Origin of the sequence: Gymnodinialimonas ulvae (assembly GCF_037543845.1) — a bacterium.
Taxonomy (GTDB): domain Bacteria; phylum Pseudomonadota; class Alphaproteobacteria; order Rhodobacterales; family Rhodobacteraceae; genus Gymnodinialimonas; species Gymnodinialimonas ulvae.
In genome coordinates this window covers 358,573-375,538 of sequence record NZ_JBBIFX010000001.1, presented here as the reverse complement: position 1 = coordinate 375,538, position 16,966 = coordinate 358,573, and the positions used below count along the sequence as shown (strand labels likewise).

Genomic DNA, 16,966 nt, shown 5'->3' with positions numbered 1-16,966 from the left:
GCAATATCGCCTTACCCCAGCGGCACGCACGGGGCAAGCAACGACCCCGCGAGCCGCGCTGCGCCCGCCGTAAGGAGAGATCATGCCCGATACCCTTCTGCCCCTCGCCCGCCTGGGCCGCGCTGCCCCCAAGGCCTTTGACATCGCCCCGGACGCGGACGCCCGCAAAGCGATGGCCGACGCGCTGGGGATCGTGGGCCTGCGCAAGCTGCGCCTCAGCGGTGAGGCCACGCCCGAGGGCAAGGCGGATTGGCGGCTTGACGCCACGCTGGGGGCCACGGTCGTGCAGGAATGCGTCGTCACGCTGGAGCCGGTGACGACCCGCATCGACACCGAACTGACGCGCCGCTACCGCGCGCAGATGCCGGAGCCGTCCGGCGAAGAGATGGAGATGCCCGAAGACGACACCATCGAGCCGCTGCGCGCCGAGGTCGACCTGATGCAGGTGCTGTCGGAGGCGCTGGCGCTGGCGCTGCCGGATTATCCGCGCGCCGAGGGGGTCGAACTTGGCCAGGCGATCTATGCTGCCCCCGGCGTCGCACCGATGACCGACGAAGATGCCAGGCCGCTGGCCGGCTTGGCGGCCCTGCGCGACCAGCTTGCCAAGGGGGACGAGGGCGGCGAGGACGATGAAAACAAGGGCTGAGCCCGCCGCGCCGGGCCTTGTGGAAAAGGGCTTGCATGGGCGGGGAATCGGAGTATGTTCCCGGCCTCATTCGCCCCCGGTTTTTTGACCTCTTTCGGGCTTGCGGCGCATAGCGTTCGCGGCACCTGAAAGACCCGGTTGCGAGACGGAATTTTGACAAGCAGGGTGCCACAATGCGCGCCCACGAACCCGAGGTTGTGACATGGCTGTCCCCCAGAATCGAGTGACGCGTTCCAAGCGTAACATGCGCCGCGCCCACGATGCGCTTGACGGTGCGAACCCCAACGAATGCCCGTCGTGCGGCGAGCTGAAGCGGCCGCATCACGTGTGCCCCTCCTGCGGCGTCTACAACGACCGTGAGGTCATTGCGCAGGCCGACGAGATCGACCTCGACGAAGACGCGGCATAATCGCCGCCTGACCCAAGGGCGGGCCCGATTACATGAGCGACAGTGCTGCGTTGACAGGCAAGACGGTGGGCGGAACCGTCTTGTCCGTGGACGCGATGGGGGGCGATCTTGGCCCCTCCGCCGTCATCTCGGGCATGGCCAAAGCCGCCGCCAAGAACGATGACCTGCGCTTTATCGTGCATGGTCCCAAGGCCGAGCTGGAGGCCTTGATCGCCCGCAAACGCGGCCTCTCCGACAAATGCGAAGTACGCCATGCCGAGGGTGTGGTGACGATGGATGCCAAGCCGTCGCTGGTGATGCGCTCGGGCAAGGACACGTCGATGTGGTCCACCATCGAAGCGGTCCGCAAAGGCGATGCGTCGGTCGCGGTATCGTGCGGCAACACCGGCGCGTTGATGGCGATCTCGATGATCCGCCTGCGCAAGATCGAAGGCGTGAACCGCCCTGCCATTGCCTGCCTCTGGCCCTCGCGCAATGCCACCGGGTTCAACGTGATGCTCGATGTCGGCGCCGATATCCGCGCCGATGCCGAAGATCTGCTGCAATATGCGTTGATGGGGGCGAGCTACGCACGCAACGGGATGGACCTCGCCCGCCCGCGCATCGGCTTGCTCAATGTCGGCACCGAAGAGCACAAGGGCAAAGCGGAGCTGAAAGTTGCCGCCGAGCTGATCACCCGCGGCGCCGATGCGGCGGATTTCGAATTCGTGGGCTTCGTCGAAGGCTCGGACCTGCCATCGGACCGCGCCGACGTGATCGTCACCGACGGCTTCACCGGAAATGTCGCGCTGAAAACCGGCGAAGGCACCGCGCGGCTGATCCGCGAGCTTCTGGGCGAGGCGTTCAAGAAGACACCGTTTTCGCGCATCGCCGCCCTGCTCGCCTATACATCGCTGCGCCGCCTGTCCAAACGCATCGATCCGCGCCGCGTGAACGGCGGCGTGTTCCTGGGCCTCAACGGCACGGTCGTGAAATCCCACGGCTCCGCGGACTCCACCGGCGTGGCCGCCGCGATCAAACTGGCCGCGCGGCTTTCCGCGACCGGGTTCAACAAACGCCTCGCCGCGCGCATCGCACAATCCGAGGCGGCGGTGGCCAACATCATTCAACCGGAGGATCCGCAGTCATGACCATCCGTGCGGTCCCCGTCGGCATTGGCCACTACCTGCCCGAACGCGTCGTCACAAACGCCGAATTCGAGGCGATGGACACGATCGAGACCACGGATGAATGGATCCGCGCACGCTCTGGCATCGAGCGGCGCCATTTCGCGGCCGAGGATGAGACCACCAGCCAGATGGCCATCGCCGCGACGACCCGCGCGCTGGCCCATGCCGGGCTCGGCGTCGATGACCTCGACGCGGTGATCGTCGCGACATCGACACCGGACCTGACCTTTCCGTCGGTCGCCACGATGGTGCAGGCGGGCCTCGGCATGCGGGGGGGATTCGCCTTCGATGTGCAGGCGGTCTGCGCCGGGTTCGTCTATGCGCTGGCCAATGCCAACGCGCTGATCGTGTCGGGTCAGGCTCGGCGCGTCGCGGTGATCGGGGCCGAAACCTTCTCCCGGATCATGGATTGGACCGACCGCACAACCTGCGTTCTCTTCGGCGACGGCGCGGGCGCCTTGATCCTTGAAGCGCAAGACGCCAATGGCACGCCCGACGACTGCGGCATCCTCGCCACCGACCTGCATTCCGACGGCACGCATCGCGATCTGCTCTATGTCGATGGCGGCGTCTCGGCCACGCAATCGACCGGTGTGCTCAAGATGCAGGGCAAGGAGGTTTTCCGCCATGCCGTTGAAAAGCTGACGAAAACTGCCGAGACCGCGCTGGAAAAGGCGGGGGTTGGCGTAGCGGATGTCGATTGGGTCGTCCCCCATCAGGCCAACATCCGCATCATCACCGGCACGGTGAAGAAATTCGGCCTGCCGATGGATAAGGTCATCGTCACGGTCCAGGATCACGGCAATACATCGGCCGCGTCGATCCCTCTGGCGATGAGCGTCGGCGTACAGGACGGACGTATTCAGCCCGGCCAACTTCTTGTAACAGAAGCCATTGGCGGCGGCCTCGCCTGGGGCGCGGTGGTGCTGCGCTGGTAGGCCATCGGCGTTCAAGTGCCGCACAAACGGACCGCCGCAACACGCTGGATTGACTACGGAAACCGCCTCCGTCATCCTATGCAAAACTCGGGGGACGTAAATAGATGACAACCAAGACTTTGACCCGCATGGACCTCAGCGAAGCGGTGTTCCGCGAAGTAGGTCTGTCGCGCAATGAATCCTCGCAACTGGTCGAGCGCGTGCTCGAGATGATGTCAGACTCACTTGTCGCCGGGGAACAGGTCAAAATCTCGTCCTTCGGCACCTTTTCCGTCCGCGCCAAGACCGCGCGCGTCGGGCGCAATCCCAAGACCGGCGAAGAAGTGCCGATCAGCCCGCGTCGCGTGATGACGTTCCGGCCCTCGCATCTGATGAAAGACCGCGTTGCGGCAGGCAACCGCGGCTAAAGCATGTCGCTCGAAAGCGGGGACCGGTTTTGAGCTTCCCGGACATGCGATAAACGAAAGACCCCGCGCATCACCCCGGCAGACGGGTGAGCGCATGACAGGCAACCAGGACCCCTCCGAGCAGGAGTGACAAGCCATGGCCAAATCTGCGCAAGCGTTCCGCACCATCCGGGAGGTCGCCGATTGGCTTGGTGTGGCCGCCCATGTCCTGCGCTTCTGGGAATCCAAATTCAGTCAGATCAAGCCGGTCAAACGCGCGGGTGGGCGGCGCTATTACCGCCCCGCTGATATGGAGCTTGTCGGCGGCATCAAGGTGCTGCTGCATGACCGCGGCATGACGATCCGTGGCGTGAAGAAAATGATGTCCGATGAAGGGGTTGAAGCGGTCGCACGCCTGTCCCCTCCGGTCGATGCTATGCCCGACGACGGCGATTTGCGCGACATCACGCCGGATCGCGAATGGGAACAGGACACCGCCGCCGAACAGGAAAGCGTGAAAAACGACGCGGTCGGCATGCCCTCCGCCGAGCAGCAGGATGAACATGCGCGCGTGACCCATGTGGAAGAAGCCGCCGACCTTGCGACCGAGAAGGCCGCGATTGAACAGGCCGCGAGGGAACGGGGCGAAAACGGCGCGGACAGCGCTGCACCCGGCCCCGCGCCCGTTGCGTCGCCCGCGCCCGCACCCGATCCGGCACCGGCACCCGAACCGGCCCCCCAAGCCAGCGCCGCCCCCACAGCACCAAGCGCGCCCACCCACACGGGCGCAGACGCGCTCGACCTTTTGGCCGGTTTCGCGCAATCCGGCCCCGGCCTCGCCCCACATCTGCCCGCGCTCAAGGCCCTGCGCGACCGCATGAAGCAAACCACACCGACGCAATAATCGCGGCCCTTCCACGCGGCTCTTGCGCCGCCCTCAGAAATGGGTAGAAGGGCGGCAAGTCGGGCTATGGCGCAGCCTGGTAGCGCGTCCGTCTGGGGGACGGAAGGTCGCAGGTTCGAGTCCTGCTAGCCCGACCAATTCATCGCACTGCCACAGTGTTTTCACACCGGACCCTTGCGCGTCCGGCCCATTGCCGCTTTTCTCCGCCGGGCGAAACCTGCCCTGACGGAGCGCGAGACGACATGACCCAACCTGCGGCCAACGGCGTCCTGCCCGACAGCGCGATTTCCACCATGATCGACGCGGGCCAGATCACCACCGCGCAGCCCATCCCCGACGGTCAGGTCCAGCCCGCGAGCCTGGATCTGCGCCTGGGCCACACCGCCTACCGCGTCCGCGCCTCCTTCCTTGCCGGGGCAAACCGCGCCGTCGCCGACCGCCTGCCCGAGTTTACCATGCACGAGATGGATCTGTCGCAAGGCGCAGTCCTCGAAAAGGGCTGCGTCTACGTGATCCCCTTGATGGAGGGGCTGGCCCTGCCCCGTGACATCACCGCCGTGTGCAACGCCAAAAGCTCCACCGGGCGTGTCGATTGCCTGACCCGCGTGATCGCCGATGGGGGGGTGGAATTCGACCGCATCCCCGCCGGCTACGCAGGGCCGCTTTATGCCGAGATTTGCCCGAGGTCCTTTTCGGTCAAGATCGAGCCCGGCCTGCGCCTGAACCAGATCCGCTTCCGCCGGGGCCACGCCACGCTCAGCGACGCCGACCTCGCCGCGCGCCACGCCGAGACGCCGCTGGTCAATGTCGCGCCCCTCATCGACGAGGGCCTGGGCTTCTCCGTCGATCTCTCGCCCGCCGATGGCACGCTTGTGGGCTACCGCGCCAAACCCCATGCCGGGGTCATTGACCTGACGCAAATCGGCACCCACCCGACGCGCGACTATTGGGAAGAACTGCATTCCACCAACGGTCAGATCATCCTCGACCCCGGCGCGTTCTACATCCTGGTGAGCCGCGAAGCCGTGACGATCCCGCCCGATTGCGCCGCCGAAATGGCCCCCTATCTGGCGATGGTCGGCGAGTTTCGGGTCCATTACGCGGGCTTTTTCGACCCCGGTTTCGGCCACGGCACGCCCGCGCGCGGTGTCCTCGAAGTGCGCTGCCACGAAAGCCCCTTTGTCCTCGAACACGGGCAAACCGTCGGCAGGCTGGTCTATGAGGCGATGGCAGCACCGCCCGCGCAGCTTTATGGCGCCGACATCGCGTCAAACTACCAGGGCCAGGGCCTGAAACTGTCCAAACACTTCAAACCCTGATCCCCGCAAGCGCCTCCCGAGCGCCCCGCCCACTCGAGCGCCGCTGCCCTGACCGTCCCCGCCCGGCGCGCTTTTCATCTTGCCCAAAAACCTCGGAGGTTTGGAGGCAGCGCCTCCAATCGCGGCCCCGCCGCGAAAGCTGTCCTCAACTCACCCGCGCCACATCGGCCAACCCGACCCGCTGCGCCGGGCTCAGGCGCTCCAGCTCCACCACATAGGTGTGGATCGAAAACACCACCGCGCGGCTTTCCGGCAGACGCAACAACACCTGTTTCTCGCTCCGCAAATAGCCCCCCGTCGCGCGCTCGACCCGTGGCGCATCCATACGCCGGGGCTGGAACAACGCGGGATCCTCGTAAATCAACGCATTCTGCCGCCACACGGGCCGATCGTCGCGAAGGTGGTCAAACACCCGCTGCACCCGGCGCGCCATGGCGCCGTCGTAATCCGCGACCGGATCATGGATGCCCGACAAGGGTCGCCCGATCTTCTCAGCCAACGTCCAACTGGCGGGAAAACACAAAACCGCAGCACTCAGCACATGCTCCTGCGCCCCCTCCGGCTTCTCCAGCACACACAGATCCTGCTGCACCAGCCGCGCCAGCGTGCCAAGCTTGTCGCCCGTGTCCAGGCGCACCAACACGCCGTCGGGGCGGATGCACCCCTGCTCAGACCACCCATAGGCCGCCACCCCACTGAGGTAATACAGCACCTCTTCATACAACTCATCCACCGCCGCCTCGCACCCCGGAACATGCGCGATCACCGCGCCCCTTTGCGCCCCCACAAGCCGATCGCGCAGCGCCATCTGCCCCGCAAACGCCTCGTCCTGTTCGAGCCAACGGTGATACCCCTCCAACGGCTGCAAGCCCGGCAAGCGGCGCGTGGCCTCGGCCATCCATGGCGCGCTCGGCAGATGGTCTTGCAGGATTCTGTCCATTTCCGACGCCTTTCATGCCGTTTTCGGGCGCGATTGCGGCCCGCCCTGTGCGCCAATCTTGCAACCAGAGGGAGATGACCATGAACCAAGCCTATCGCCGCCACATCCGCAAGATCGACCCGGCCCATGGCCTCAACCTGCCTGACGGCACCCTCAACGACAACGACCGGATCGAGATCGGGCCAACCGCGCTCGCCTATGCCGAATGGGCCGAGGCCGGTCTGATCCTGCCGAACCTGCACGCCTTGCGCCAATTCCGCCTCGACCGGCTTGTGGCGCAGCTTCAGGCCAACGACACCGCCGGGGTGCTGATGTTCGACCCGCTCAACATCCGCTACGCCACCGACACCACCAATATGCAGCTGTGGAACACCCACAATCCGTTCCGCGCCTGCCTGGTCTGCGCCGATGGTCACATGGTGCTGTGGGAATACAAGAACGCGCCGTTTCTGGCCGATCACAACCCCCTGGTGCGCGAAGTCCGCTCGGGCGCGTCGATGTTCTATTTCTCGGCCGGGGACCGCGGCGATGAGGTGGCTGAAACCTTCTCGGGCGAAGTGGCCGAAATCCTGGCCGCCCATGCCGGCACCAACACACGGCTGGCCGTCGACAAGATCATGCTGCACGGCGCGCGCGCCCTCGAGGCGCGCGGTCTGGTGCTGACCGACGGCGAGTTCATCACCGAACACGCCCGCAAGATCAAAGGCCCCGACGAGATCCTTGCCATGCGCTGCGCCGTGGATGCCTGCGAAAAGACGCTCAAAGCGATGGAAGACGCGATTGAGCCCGGCAAGACCGAGGATGAGATCTGGGCCGTGCTGCATGCCGAGAACATCAAACGCGGCGGCGAATGGATCGAAACGCGGCTCTTCTCCTCCGGCCCGCGCACCAATCCGTGGTTTCAGGAATGCGGCCCGCGCACACTTTTGCCTAACGAAATCAGCGCCTTGGATACCGACCTGATCGGCTGCTACGGCCTGTGCGTCGATATTTCTCGCACCTGGTGGACCGGCCCGCAAAAACCGCGCCCCGACATGATCGAGGCGATGAAACACGGTGTCGAACATATTCAGGTCAACATGGACCGCCTGCGCCCCGGCATCACGATCAACGATCTGGTCCACAACGGCCACAAGCTCGACCCGAAATACGACAAGCGCAAATATTCATGCCAGATGCACGGCGTGGGCCTGTGCGATGAGTGGCCCCACGTGGGCTATCCCGACCACCATCACGACAGCGCGTTCGAATACGCGCTGGAGCCGGGTATGATGCTGTGTGTGGAGGCGTTGATCGGCGAGGAAGACGGTGATTTCTGCATCAAGTTAGAGGATCAGGTCCTGATCACCGAAGACGGGTATGAGAACCTGACACGCTATCCCTTCGATCCGGCGCTGATGGGCGAGGCCTGATCCCGGGGGCCAAGGCCGCCACGCCGATCCCCCGGTCACAGGACAGACGCGGAAGACCGCAAGGGGCGCCACGGTACGCAAACGACCCAGGTCGCTCAATCCCGGAAGGCGCACGCCCAAACCCGCGTATGAGATCACGTGATGTCGGAAAAAACCCACGCCAGCCCCTGTGATCGATCACACCGCGGCCACGTTGGTGCACGCCCGCGTGAGGACAATGACACACAGGTTGCGGGCAAGGGGGCCCCGCCCTCATGATCAGGCAACATAAGGAACCTGCCCCATGCACACCGAACGCTTCACCTTTCCCGGCCATTCCGGCGATCAGCTCGCAGCCCGCCTCGACCTGCCCGAGGGTCCGCATCTGGCGACCGCGCTGCTGGCGCATTGCTTTACCTGTGGCAAGGACATCATGGCCGCGCGCCGCATCGCCGCCCGTCTGGCCGCGCAAGGCATCGCGGTGTTGCGGTTTGATTTCACCGGGCTGGGGCATTCGGGCGGCGAGTTCGAGAACACCTCCTTCACCTCCAACGTCGACGATCTGGTCGCCGCCGCCGACGCTTTGACCGCGCGCGGCATGGCCCCCGCCCTGATCATCGGCCATTCGCTCGGCGGTGCGGCGGTGTTGCGCGCGGCGGGCCAGATCCCCTCGATCAAGGCCGTCACCACCATCGCCGCCCCCTTCGATCCCGAACATGTCACCCATAATTTCAACGACGCGCTCGACGATATCGTCGCCCAAGGCTCGGGCGAGGTGATCCTGGGTGGCCGCCCGATCCGCATTGGCGCGGGCTTTGTCGAAGATGTCAAAGCCTCCGAGCTGGCCCCCGACATCGCCAACCTCGGGCGCGCGCTTCTGGTCATGCACGCGCCACGCGACGAAACCGTCGGCGTCGAGAACGCCACCCGGATCTTCCTCGCCGCCAAACACCCGAAATCCTTCGTTACCCTCGACGATGCCGACCACCTGATCACCCGCCAGGCCGATGCCGATTACGCCGCCGATGTGATCGCCTCCTGGGCGGGCAAATACCTTGACCTGCGCCACCCCGCCGCGCCCTCCGGCGCGCCAGAAGGCGTCACCCGCGTGGATGAGATCGACCCGAACGGCTTCCGGCAGGATATCTTCGCGGGGCCCAAGCACCATGTCGTCGCCGATGAACCGGCCAGCTATGGCGGCACCGATCGGGGCCTGACGCCGTACCAGTTTCTCGCCGCCGGTCTTGGCGCCTGCACATCAATGACCATCCGGATGTATGCGCGCCGCAAGAAATGGGCGCTGGACGATATCAGTGTCGATGTCACCCACAGCCGCGTCCACGCACAGGATGCGCAGGTCGAGGTCGGGCCGCTGGACGAATTCACCCGCAAAATCACGCTGACCGGCAACCTCGATGCCGCGCAACGCCAACGCCTGTTGGAAATTGCCGACAAATGCCCGGTGCACCGCTCGCTTGAAGCCGGGGCGCATATCAAGACGGAACTGAAGCCAGTGGCAGAAGCGGCGTTGACTTGATCTCTTCCATGCTCAGAAGCGCCGTGACGTTGTAAATCCGCACTTCCGAGATCAGCGCCTGATAGAATTCGTCATAGGCCCGCGCATTGGCCACCCGCACCTTCAGGATGTAATCGATATCGCCGGCCAGCCGGTGCGCCTCCATAACCTCCGAACGTTCCTTCAGCGTGCGCAGGAACCTGTTCTGCCACTCCGCCTCATGCTCGGACGTGCGGATAAGCACGAAAAAACAAGCCTCTAACCCCAAGGCCTCGGCGTCCAGCAAGACCGTGTGCTGGCCGATTACCCCCCCCTCGCGCATCTTGCGAATCCGGGTCCAGACCGGCGTTTTCGACGAACCCACGATCTTGGCGATATCCTCGAGCGAGCGGCTGGCATCCTCCTGCAGCGCCACGAGGATTTTCCGGTCAAGCGCATCGATCTGAACAGTCATTCGGGGGATCCTTCCTTTGGCGAACGGGCATTCCTGCCTCAGCGCAATACAGAACATATGTCCCTTTCAGCAAGGCCAGACTGCCAATTATCGGGAAAATGTTCTACCTCTATGGGGCAACAGGCTTCAAAGGTTCTGCACCATGCGTCACTTTCCGATCTTCCTCGACCTCCGCGGCCGCCGCGTTGTACTGGCCGGTGGCGGTGATGCGGCGCTGGCAAAACTGCGCCTGATCCTCAAGACCGAGGCCAAGATCACCGTCTTTGCGCATGATCCCGCCCCCGAGATCACCGCCTGGGAGGCCGACGGCAAACTCCGCCTCGTGCGCCGCGCCTTTGCCCCGGGCGATGCGCTCTGCGCCGCGCTGGCCTATGCCGCGACCGAAGATGACGCCGAGGATGCGCGCATCGCCACCCTCGCCCGCGCGGACGGCGCGCTGACCAACATCGTCGACAATCTCGACGGCAGCCAATTCATCACACCCGCCATCGTGGACCGCGATCCGGTCACCGTCGCCATCGGCACCGAAGGGGCGGCACCTGTGCTCGCGCGCAAGATCAAGGCCGATCTAGAGGCCGCCCTGCCGCCCGCGCTCGGTCTGCTTGCGCGGATCGGCAAAAGCTTCCGCTCCGCCGTCGAGGCGCTGCCGATGGGCCGCAAACGCCGCGATTTCTGGCAAGCCTATTACTTCAAGGCCGGTCCCGAAGCCCTTGCAAAAGAGGGCGAAAATGGCGTCGAGCGGGCGCTTGGCGACCTGCTGATCGACCATATCACCGCCCAAGAGCGCAAGGGCCATGTCGCCCTTGTCGGCGCCGGTCCGGGCGATCCGGAACTGCTCACGCTCAAGGCCCGCAAGCTTCTCGATGAGGCCGATGTCGTGATCCATGACCGCCTTGTCGCCCCCGAAATTCTCGAACTGGCCCGGCGCGAGGCCACGCTTCTCAACGTCGGCAAGCAAGGCTTCGGCCCCTCCACCCGGCAGGAGGATATCGGCGCGCTGATGGTCGAACACGCCCGCACCGGTGCGCAGGTTGTCCGCCTGAAATCCGGCGATCCCGGCGTCTATGGCCGGCTCGACGAGGAACTCGACGCGCTCGATGAAAACGGTATCGGCTGGTCCATCATACCCGGCATCACCGCCGCCAATGCCGCCGCCGCACAGCTTGGCCAAAGCCTCACCAAGCGTGGCCGCAACTCCGCGATGCGGTTCCTGACCGGCCATGACGTGAAGGGCTTCGCCGAGCACGATTGGCGCAACCTCACCAAACCCGGACAGGTCGCCGCGATTTACATGGGGGCCAAGGGCGCGCGCTTTATCCAGGGGCGCATGCTGATGCATGGCGCGTCGCCGGACACGCCCGTCACCGCCGTCGAAAACGCCTCGCGCGCCGATGCCCGGATCATCGAAAGCACCCTCGCCACCCTGCCCGCGGATATCGACGCGGCCCGCACAACCGGCCCCGTCATCTTGATGCTTGGCCTGGCCCCCCGCGAAGCCGCCGCCGCCCTGCCCCAATTGCAAGAGGAACTCGCCTGATGCCCCGCGCCTTCACCCCCAAGGTCGTCACCGCCAATGCCCTGCTCGAAGGTGATGTCGTCTATCTCGACGCGCAGGGCCATTGGACCCGCGATCATGCCATGGCCACCCTGATCGAGGATCAGGCCACCGCCGACATCCGCCTGCTCGAGGCGGCCGCGCAGGGCCATGAAATCGTGGGCGCTTATCTCGCCGATGCCGTTGCAGGCCCCAACGGCCCCGAACCGGTGCATTTCCGCGAGGCCTTCCGCACCCGCGGCCCGTCGAATTACGCCCACGGCAAGCAAGCGGCCCTGCGGGCCGACCATGGCAAGCAAGCGGCCCTGCGGGCCGACCACGGCAAACAAGTTGATGCACCCGTCGACTGACCTCGGGTGCACGACAGAAAAACGACAAAAAAACGACAGGAAAATTCACCCGATTTCGGGCCTGAAGGAGCCGCTCCCATGTACGCCTACACCGACTTCGACCGCGATTTTCTCGCCACCCGCAACGCCCAGTTCCGCGCCCAGGTCGAGCGCCGCATCGACGGCTCGCTGACCGAGGATGAGTTCAAGCCGCTGCGCCTGATGAACGGCCTCTACCTGCAGCTGCATGCCTATATGCTGCGCGTGGCGATCCCCTATGGCACTCTGAACGCTACACAAATGCGGCAACTCGCCTTCATCGCGGACAAGTGGGACAAGGGCTACGGCCACTTCACCACGCGCCAGAATATCCAGTACAACTGGCCGAAATTGCGCGACGTGCCCGATATGCTCGACGCATTGGGCGCGGTGGGCATGCACGCCATCCAGACCTCCGGCAACACGATCCGCAATGTGACCGCCGACCATTTCGCCGGCGCCGCAAAAGAAGAAATCACAGACCCAAGACCCATCGCCGAATTGATCCGCCAATGGTCCACCGACCACCCGGAATTCCAGTTTCTGGGCCGTAAGTTCAAGATCGCCGTCACCGGCTCGGATCAAGACCGCGCCGTGACCGCCGCCCACGACATCGGCCTGCGCCTGGTGGCGCGCGACGGCGAGATCGGCGCGATGGTTCTGGTGGGCGGTGGCTTGGGCCGGACACCGATGATCGGAAAAATCCTCAACGATTTCGTGGCCTTGCCCGATCTCTTGCCATACCTCGAAGCCATCGTTGCGGTCTACAATCTGCTCGGGCGGCGTGACAACAAATACAAGGCGCGCATCAAGATCACCGTGCATGAAAACGGCATCGACGAAATCCGCCGACGTGTGGATGCCGAATTCCCCGCCCGCAAAGCCGCCTTCAACGGGGCCGATATGGACATCCTGAGGCAGATCGAGGCCGATTTTGCCACCCCCGCCTTCGAGGACGGCCAAGGCGCGTTCCCGACGCATTACCAACACGACCCCGTTTTCCGCAGCTTCGTGGACACCAACACAAGCGCGCATCGCCACCCGGATTACACGATCCTGACGGTCTCGACCAAGGCCCACGGGGCCACCCCCGGCGACGCGACCTCGGATCAGATGCGCGTGCTGGCCGACATCGCCGAACGCTATGCCCATGACGAATTGCGCATCTCGCATGAGCAAAACGTCATCCTTCCCCACCTGCCCAAGCGCCACCTGCGCGCGGTCCACCAGGCGCTCGGCGATGCGGGCCTCGCCACGGCGAATGTCGGGTTGATCTCCGACATCATCGCCTGCCCAGGCATGGATTACTGCGCGCTGGCCACGGCCCGCTCGATCCCCGTCGCACAGGAAATTGCCGAGCGTTTCGAAACACTTAAGCTGGAACACGATGTCGGGCCGCTGAAGATCAAGATCTCGGGCTGCATCAACGCCTGCGGGCACCATCACGTGGGCCATATCGGCATTCTCGGCCTCGACCGTGCGGGGGTTGAGAACTACCAGATCACCCTTGGCGGCGATGGCGGCCCCGATGCCGTGATCGGCGAACGGGCTGGCCCGGGCTTTGCCTATGACGAGGTCACGGACGCCATCGAACGGCTGGTCCGCGCCTATCTCGACATCCGCGAAAGCCCGTCCGAGACCTTCCTCGACACCTATCGCCGCCTCGGGGCCGCACCGTTCAAATCCGCGCTCTATCCCGAGGAGGTCAAAGCCGATGCCGCTTAAGGAACTCGCCGAACGCCGCGCGCTGCTGCACCGTAAAAGCGACGCGCCAACGCTCCTGCGCCACGCGCTGGACGATGCGTCCATCGGGCCGGTCGCCATGGTCTCCAGCTTCGGGGCCGACAGCGTGGTTTTGTTGCACATGATCAGTGAGATAGACCGCGCCACGCCGGTGATCTTCATCGACACCGAGATGCTGTTCGAGGCCACGTTAACCTATCAGCGAGAGCTGGCCGAAACGCTTGGCCTGACGGATGTGCGCGTCATCGCACCCAACCGTGCCGCCCTTCTGGAACGCGATGTGGACGGGATCCTGCATCATTTCGACCCCGATGCCTGCTGCGCGCTGCGCAAGACCGAGCCGCTGGAACGCGCGCTCGACGGTTTTGGCGGCTGGATCACCGGGCGCAAGCGCATCGACGGCGGGGCGCGCAAGTCCCTGCCCTTGTTCGAAAAAAGCGAGCGGCGGATCAAGATCAACCCACTGGCCGCCTGGACTGCGCAACAGGTGGGGGACTACATCACGCATCACGATCTGCCGCGTCATCCGCTGGTCGCGCAGGGCTTTGCGTCGATCGGATGCCAGCCCTGCACGACACCGACCGGGGCCGGGGAAGATCCGCGCGCCGGGCGCTGGCGCGGGCAGGACAAAACCGAATGCGGTATCCATTTCGCTCAGGGCAAGCCCCTGCGCGGCGCGGCCTGAGAGAGGGACACAGACCATGAGCAAGGCTATTCTCGTGACCGACGAAGGTTTCCGCCCCGAGGATTGGGAAGATGAAATTGTCCCATTGTCCGAAGGGGTTGCCGCCAATGTGCCTGCTGTCGATGTGGCCAGCAGCGATGACATCGCGGCGCTGGCCGGGCATCTGAGCAGCCTCAAGATGATCCGCATCGACTTCCCCACCTTCGCCGATGGGCGCGGCTTCACCCTGGCCCGGCAGATCCGCCAGATGGGCTACGTCGGACGGCTGCGCGCGCGCGGTCATGTTTTGGCCGACCAATATGCGATGGCGCGCCGTGCGGGCTTTGACGAGGTCGAAATCGACGAAGCCCTCGCCGCCCGGCAACCCGCGGCGCAATGGGCGGTCCGCGCCGATTGGCAGGCGCACGATTATCAGAGCCGCCTGCGCGCGTAAGCCACCCTTTCCCTGACCCAGATCAAAGCGTATCAAGAGGAGCCGGTGTAAACCGAGCCTGACATAGACCATGACCGAGCATCGCCCCGTGAAAGATACCGACGCCACGCCCGTAAAAGCCACTCCGACCCTTCCCGATGCGCAGACGGTGACGGAGGTGACGCATTACACCGACCGCCTGTTCAGTTTCCGCTGCACCCGGCCCGCAAGCCTGCGGTTCCGGTCGGGCGAGTTCGTGATGATCGGCCTTATGGGCGACCCGCATCCCGAAACCGGCAAGGTCAAACCGCTGCTGCGTGCCTATTCCATCGCCTCGCCGTCCTGGGACGAAGAGCTGGAGTTCTATTCGATCAAGGTGCCCGACGGCCCTCTGACCTCGAAGCTGCAGCACATCAAATCCGGCGATGAGATCATCCTGCGCCCTAAGCCCGTGGGCACATTGGTCCATGATGCGCTCTTGCCGGGCAAACGGATCTGGTTTTTCGCCACCGGCACCGGCTTTGCGCCCTTCGCAAGCCTCCTGCGCGAGCCGCAGACCTATGAGGATTACGACGAGATCATCATCACCCACACCTGCCGCGAAGTCGGTGAGCTGACCTATGGCCGCGACCTTATCGCGGCGCTCAAGGACGACGAATTGCTCAACGAAGTGATCGGCGAGGGTTTCTGGAAGAAGATCAAATATTACCCCACCACGACCCGCGAAGAGAGTCAGAAAATGGGTCGGATCACCGACCTGATGCGCTCGGGCGCTGCGTTTGACGATCTCGGCGTGCCCCCGCTCAACCCGGAGATGGACCGCGCGATGATCTGCGGCAACCTCGCGTTCAACTTGGAACTGAAGGACATGCTGGAGGCGTACGGGCTGGTCGAAGGGGCCAATTCAAACCCGCAGCATTACGTGGTGGAGAAAGCGTTTCTCGACTAGGACACCGCTCGAACACAGCCCTGCAACCCTTTGCAGACAAAGAAAAACCCCCGCCGGATCGGCGGGGGTTTCGTTTTGTCAGATCAGGCGACCCGGCTTATTCGAGGCCCAAAGCGGCCCGCGCCTGTTCAAGCGCCGGCCCCAGAAGATCGGGGTTGTCGCGCGCGCCGTCCAGCGCCGTGGTCACGGCCAGACGCACCGGCCCCGAGATGTCGGCCTCTTCCAGGGCGGCGGTGGCCTGGTCGAAATCGAAGCCTTCCTCGGTGAAGAGGTTCGACAGGATTTCCGTTGCTCCACCGGTGGCACCCTCGGCTGCAGCCTCGGTGCCTTCTGCGGCTGCGTCAGCGGCGTCATCGACGGCGGCTGCCGCATCATCGGCTGCCCCTTCCACGGCCTCAGCGGCCTCTTCGGTCGCGGCGGCAGCATCGTCTGCAACGCCTTCTGCAGCCTCGGCAGCATCGTCCGCGGCACCTTCAACAGCATCCGCTGCGTCGTCTGCGGCACCTTCTGCGGCACCGGCGGCTTCGTTGACGGCATCGTCCGCGGCGGCGGCGGCGTCATCGGCCACACCTTCGGCGGCTTCGGTCGCTTCGTCCGCGGCGGCGGCGGCATCATCGGCCACACCTTCGGCGGCTTCGGTCGCTTCGTCCGCGGCGGCGGCGGCGTCATCGGCCACTCCTTCGGCGGCTTCGGTCGCTTCGTCCGCGGCGGCGGCGGCGTCATCGGCCACTCCTTCGGCGGCTTCGGTCGCTTCGTCCGCGGCGGCGGCGGCGTCATCGGCCACTCCTTCGGCGGCTTCCGTTGTACCTTCAACGGCTCCCTCAACGGCTTCGGCGGCATCATCAGCCACGCCTTCCGCGCCCTCGGCGGCCTCTTCCGCAGCACCGGTCACCTCTTCAACGGCACCTTCAACAGCGTCCGTGGCACCTTCGACCACATCACCGGCGGCCTCTGCGGCGTCACCGGCGGCCTCGGTCACGGCATCCGCCGCATCACCGGCTGCATCGCCCACCGCTTCCACGGCTTCTTCGACCGACGGCGCGCCGTTTTGGGTCAGGAAATAGCCACCAACGCCGAGTGCGGCGAGAATGACAACGATAATAAGTGTTCTGCTCATCTTGGATCCCCCATTTGGGTCAGACATAATTCACGAAAACGCGATTAACGCGCGGGAGCGTTGTG

General features: G+C 64.8%; 18 protein-coding genes and 1 tRNA gene. 16 read left to right on the top strand and 3 right to left on the bottom strand.

The genetic code is table 11. The features are described 5' to 3' along the window. Positions 1–82: 82 nt before the first annotated feature. The 8 genes from V8J83_RS01820 (at position 83) to V8J83_RS01785 (ending at position 5,771) form a co-directional block, all read left to right on the top strand. A complete protein-coding gene (locus V8J83_RS01820) occupies positions 83–646 on the top strand; it encodes a YceD family protein (protein WP_339982867.1) in 564 nt (187 codons plus the stop codon). A gap of 202 nt (positions 647–848) precedes the next feature. Next, complete coding sequence (gene rpmF / locus V8J83_RS01815; RefSeq protein ID WP_339982864.1) at positions 849–1,055, top strand: 50S ribosomal protein L32; 207 nt, start codon at positions 849–851, stop codon at positions 1,053–1,055. Between the two features lie 32 nt (positions 1,056–1,087). Continuing rightward, positions 1,088–2,185, top strand: coding sequence for a phosphate acyltransferase PlsX (gene plsX / locus V8J83_RS01810; protein WP_339982861.1), 1,098 nt, complete (start codon positions 1,088–1,090; stop codon positions 2,183–2,185). After that, positions 2,182–3,162 carry a beta-ketoacyl-ACP synthase III gene (locus V8J83_RS01805; protein WP_339982858.1) on the top strand — a complete coding sequence of 327 codons (981 nt, stop codon included), beginning with the start codon at positions 2,182–2,184 and terminating at the stop codon, positions 3,160–3,162. The genes plsX and V8J83_RS01805 overlap by 4 nt, the downstream gene beginning before the upstream one ends. Positions 3,163–3,266: 104 nt before the next feature. Then, entirely contained in the window at positions 3,267–3,569 is a 303-nt protein-coding gene (ihfA, locus tag V8J83_RS01800) for an integration host factor subunit alpha (protein WP_339982855.1), read from the top strand. A gap of 136 nt (positions 3,570–3,705) precedes the next feature. Further along, positions 3,706–4,452: a MerR family transcriptional regulator gene (locus V8J83_RS01795; RefSeq protein ID WP_339982852.1), complete on the top strand. Its 747-nt coding sequence runs from the start codon at positions 3,706–3,708 to the stop codon at positions 4,450–4,452. A 60-nt stretch (positions 4,453–4,512) separates the two neighbouring features. After that, positions 4,513–4,589: transfer RNA gene (locus tag V8J83_RS01790), tRNA-Pro, on the top strand. Positions 4,590–4,694: 105 nt separating this feature from the next. Beyond that, positions 4,695–5,771: a 2'-deoxycytidine 5'-triphosphate deaminase gene (locus tag V8J83_RS01785; protein WP_339982850.1), complete on the top strand. Its 1,077-nt coding sequence runs from the start codon at positions 4,695–4,697 to the stop codon at positions 5,769–5,771. Positions 5,772–5,916: 145 nt separating this feature from the next. Here the strand turns inward: V8J83_RS01785 and V8J83_RS01780 are convergent, their stop codons facing one another. Continuing rightward, entirely contained in the window at positions 5,917–6,711 is a 795-nt protein-coding gene (locus V8J83_RS01780; RefSeq protein ID WP_339982848.1) for a heme-dependent oxidative N-demethylase family protein, read from the bottom strand. 80 nt (positions 6,712–6,791) lie between these two features. Between V8J83_RS01780 and dddP the strand changes: the two genes are divergently transcribed. Both dddP and V8J83_RS01770 read left to right on the top strand, forming a co-directional pair. After that, the gene (gene dddP, locus V8J83_RS01775) at positions 6,792–8,123 is read left to right on the top strand and encodes a dimethylsulfonioproprionate lyase DddP (protein WP_339982846.1); all 1,332 of its coding nucleotides are present in this window, start codon (positions 6,792–6,794) and stop codon (positions 8,121–8,123) included. 283 nt (positions 8,124–8,406) lie between these two features. Then, positions 8,407–9,639: a bifunctional alpha/beta hydrolase/OsmC family protein gene (locus V8J83_RS01770; RefSeq protein WP_339982844.1), complete on the top strand. Its 1,233-nt coding sequence runs from the start codon at positions 8,407–8,409 to the stop codon at positions 9,637–9,639. Here V8J83_RS01770 and V8J83_RS01765 read toward each other — a convergent pair. Beyond that, positions 9,596–10,072: an Lrp/AsnC family transcriptional regulator gene (locus V8J83_RS01765; protein ID WP_339982841.1), complete on the bottom strand. Its 477-nt coding sequence runs from the start codon at positions 10,070–10,072 to the stop codon at positions 9,596–9,598. The two genes, V8J83_RS01770 and V8J83_RS01765, sit on opposite strands and share 44 nt — an antisense overlap. Before the next feature lie 142 nt (positions 10,073–10,214). Between V8J83_RS01765 and cysG the strand changes: the two genes are divergently transcribed. From cysG to V8J83_RS01735, 6 genes are all read left to right on the top strand, one after another. Further along, entirely contained in the window at positions 10,215–11,609 is a 1,395-nt protein-coding gene (gene cysG / locus V8J83_RS01760) for a siroheme synthase CysG (protein ID WP_339982838.1), read from the top strand. Continuing rightward, positions 11,609–11,977, top strand: coding sequence for a DUF2849 domain-containing protein (locus V8J83_RS01755; RefSeq protein WP_339982836.1), 369 nt, complete (start codon positions 11,609–11,611; stop codon positions 11,975–11,977). The genes cysG and V8J83_RS01755 overlap by 1 nt, the downstream gene beginning before the upstream one ends. Positions 11,978–12,055: 78 nt before the next feature. Beyond that, on the top strand, positions 12,056–13,720 hold the full coding sequence (locus V8J83_RS01750; RefSeq protein WP_339982834.1) for a nitrite/sulfite reductase: 1,665 nt from the start codon (positions 12,056–12,058) through the stop codon (positions 13,718–13,720). Further along, positions 13,710–14,423 carry a phosphoadenylyl-sulfate reductase gene (locus V8J83_RS01745; protein WP_339982832.1) on the top strand — a complete coding sequence of 238 codons (714 nt, stop codon included), beginning with the start codon at positions 13,710–13,712 and terminating at the stop codon, positions 14,421–14,423. The genes V8J83_RS01750 and V8J83_RS01745 overlap by 11 nt, the downstream gene beginning before the upstream one ends. Positions 14,424–14,439: 16 nt before the next feature. Continuing rightward, positions 14,440–14,856 (top strand): DUF934 domain-containing protein, encoded by a 417-nt coding sequence (locus V8J83_RS01740; protein WP_339982830.1) that lies wholly within the window; start codon positions 14,440–14,442, stop codon positions 14,854–14,856. Positions 14,857–14,926: 70 nt separating this feature from the next. Beyond that, a complete protein-coding gene (locus tag V8J83_RS01735; RefSeq protein WP_339982828.1) occupies positions 14,927–15,784 on the top strand; it encodes a ferredoxin--NADP reductase in 858 nt (285 codons plus the stop codon). Positions 15,785–15,881: 97 nt separating this feature from the next. Here the strand turns inward: V8J83_RS01735 and V8J83_RS01730 are convergent, their stop codons facing one another. Then, entirely contained in the window at positions 15,882–16,901 is a 1,020-nt protein-coding gene (locus V8J83_RS01730; RefSeq protein WP_339982826.1) for a hypothetical protein, read from the bottom strand. Between the last annotated feature and the right edge of the window lie 65 nt (positions 16,902–16,966).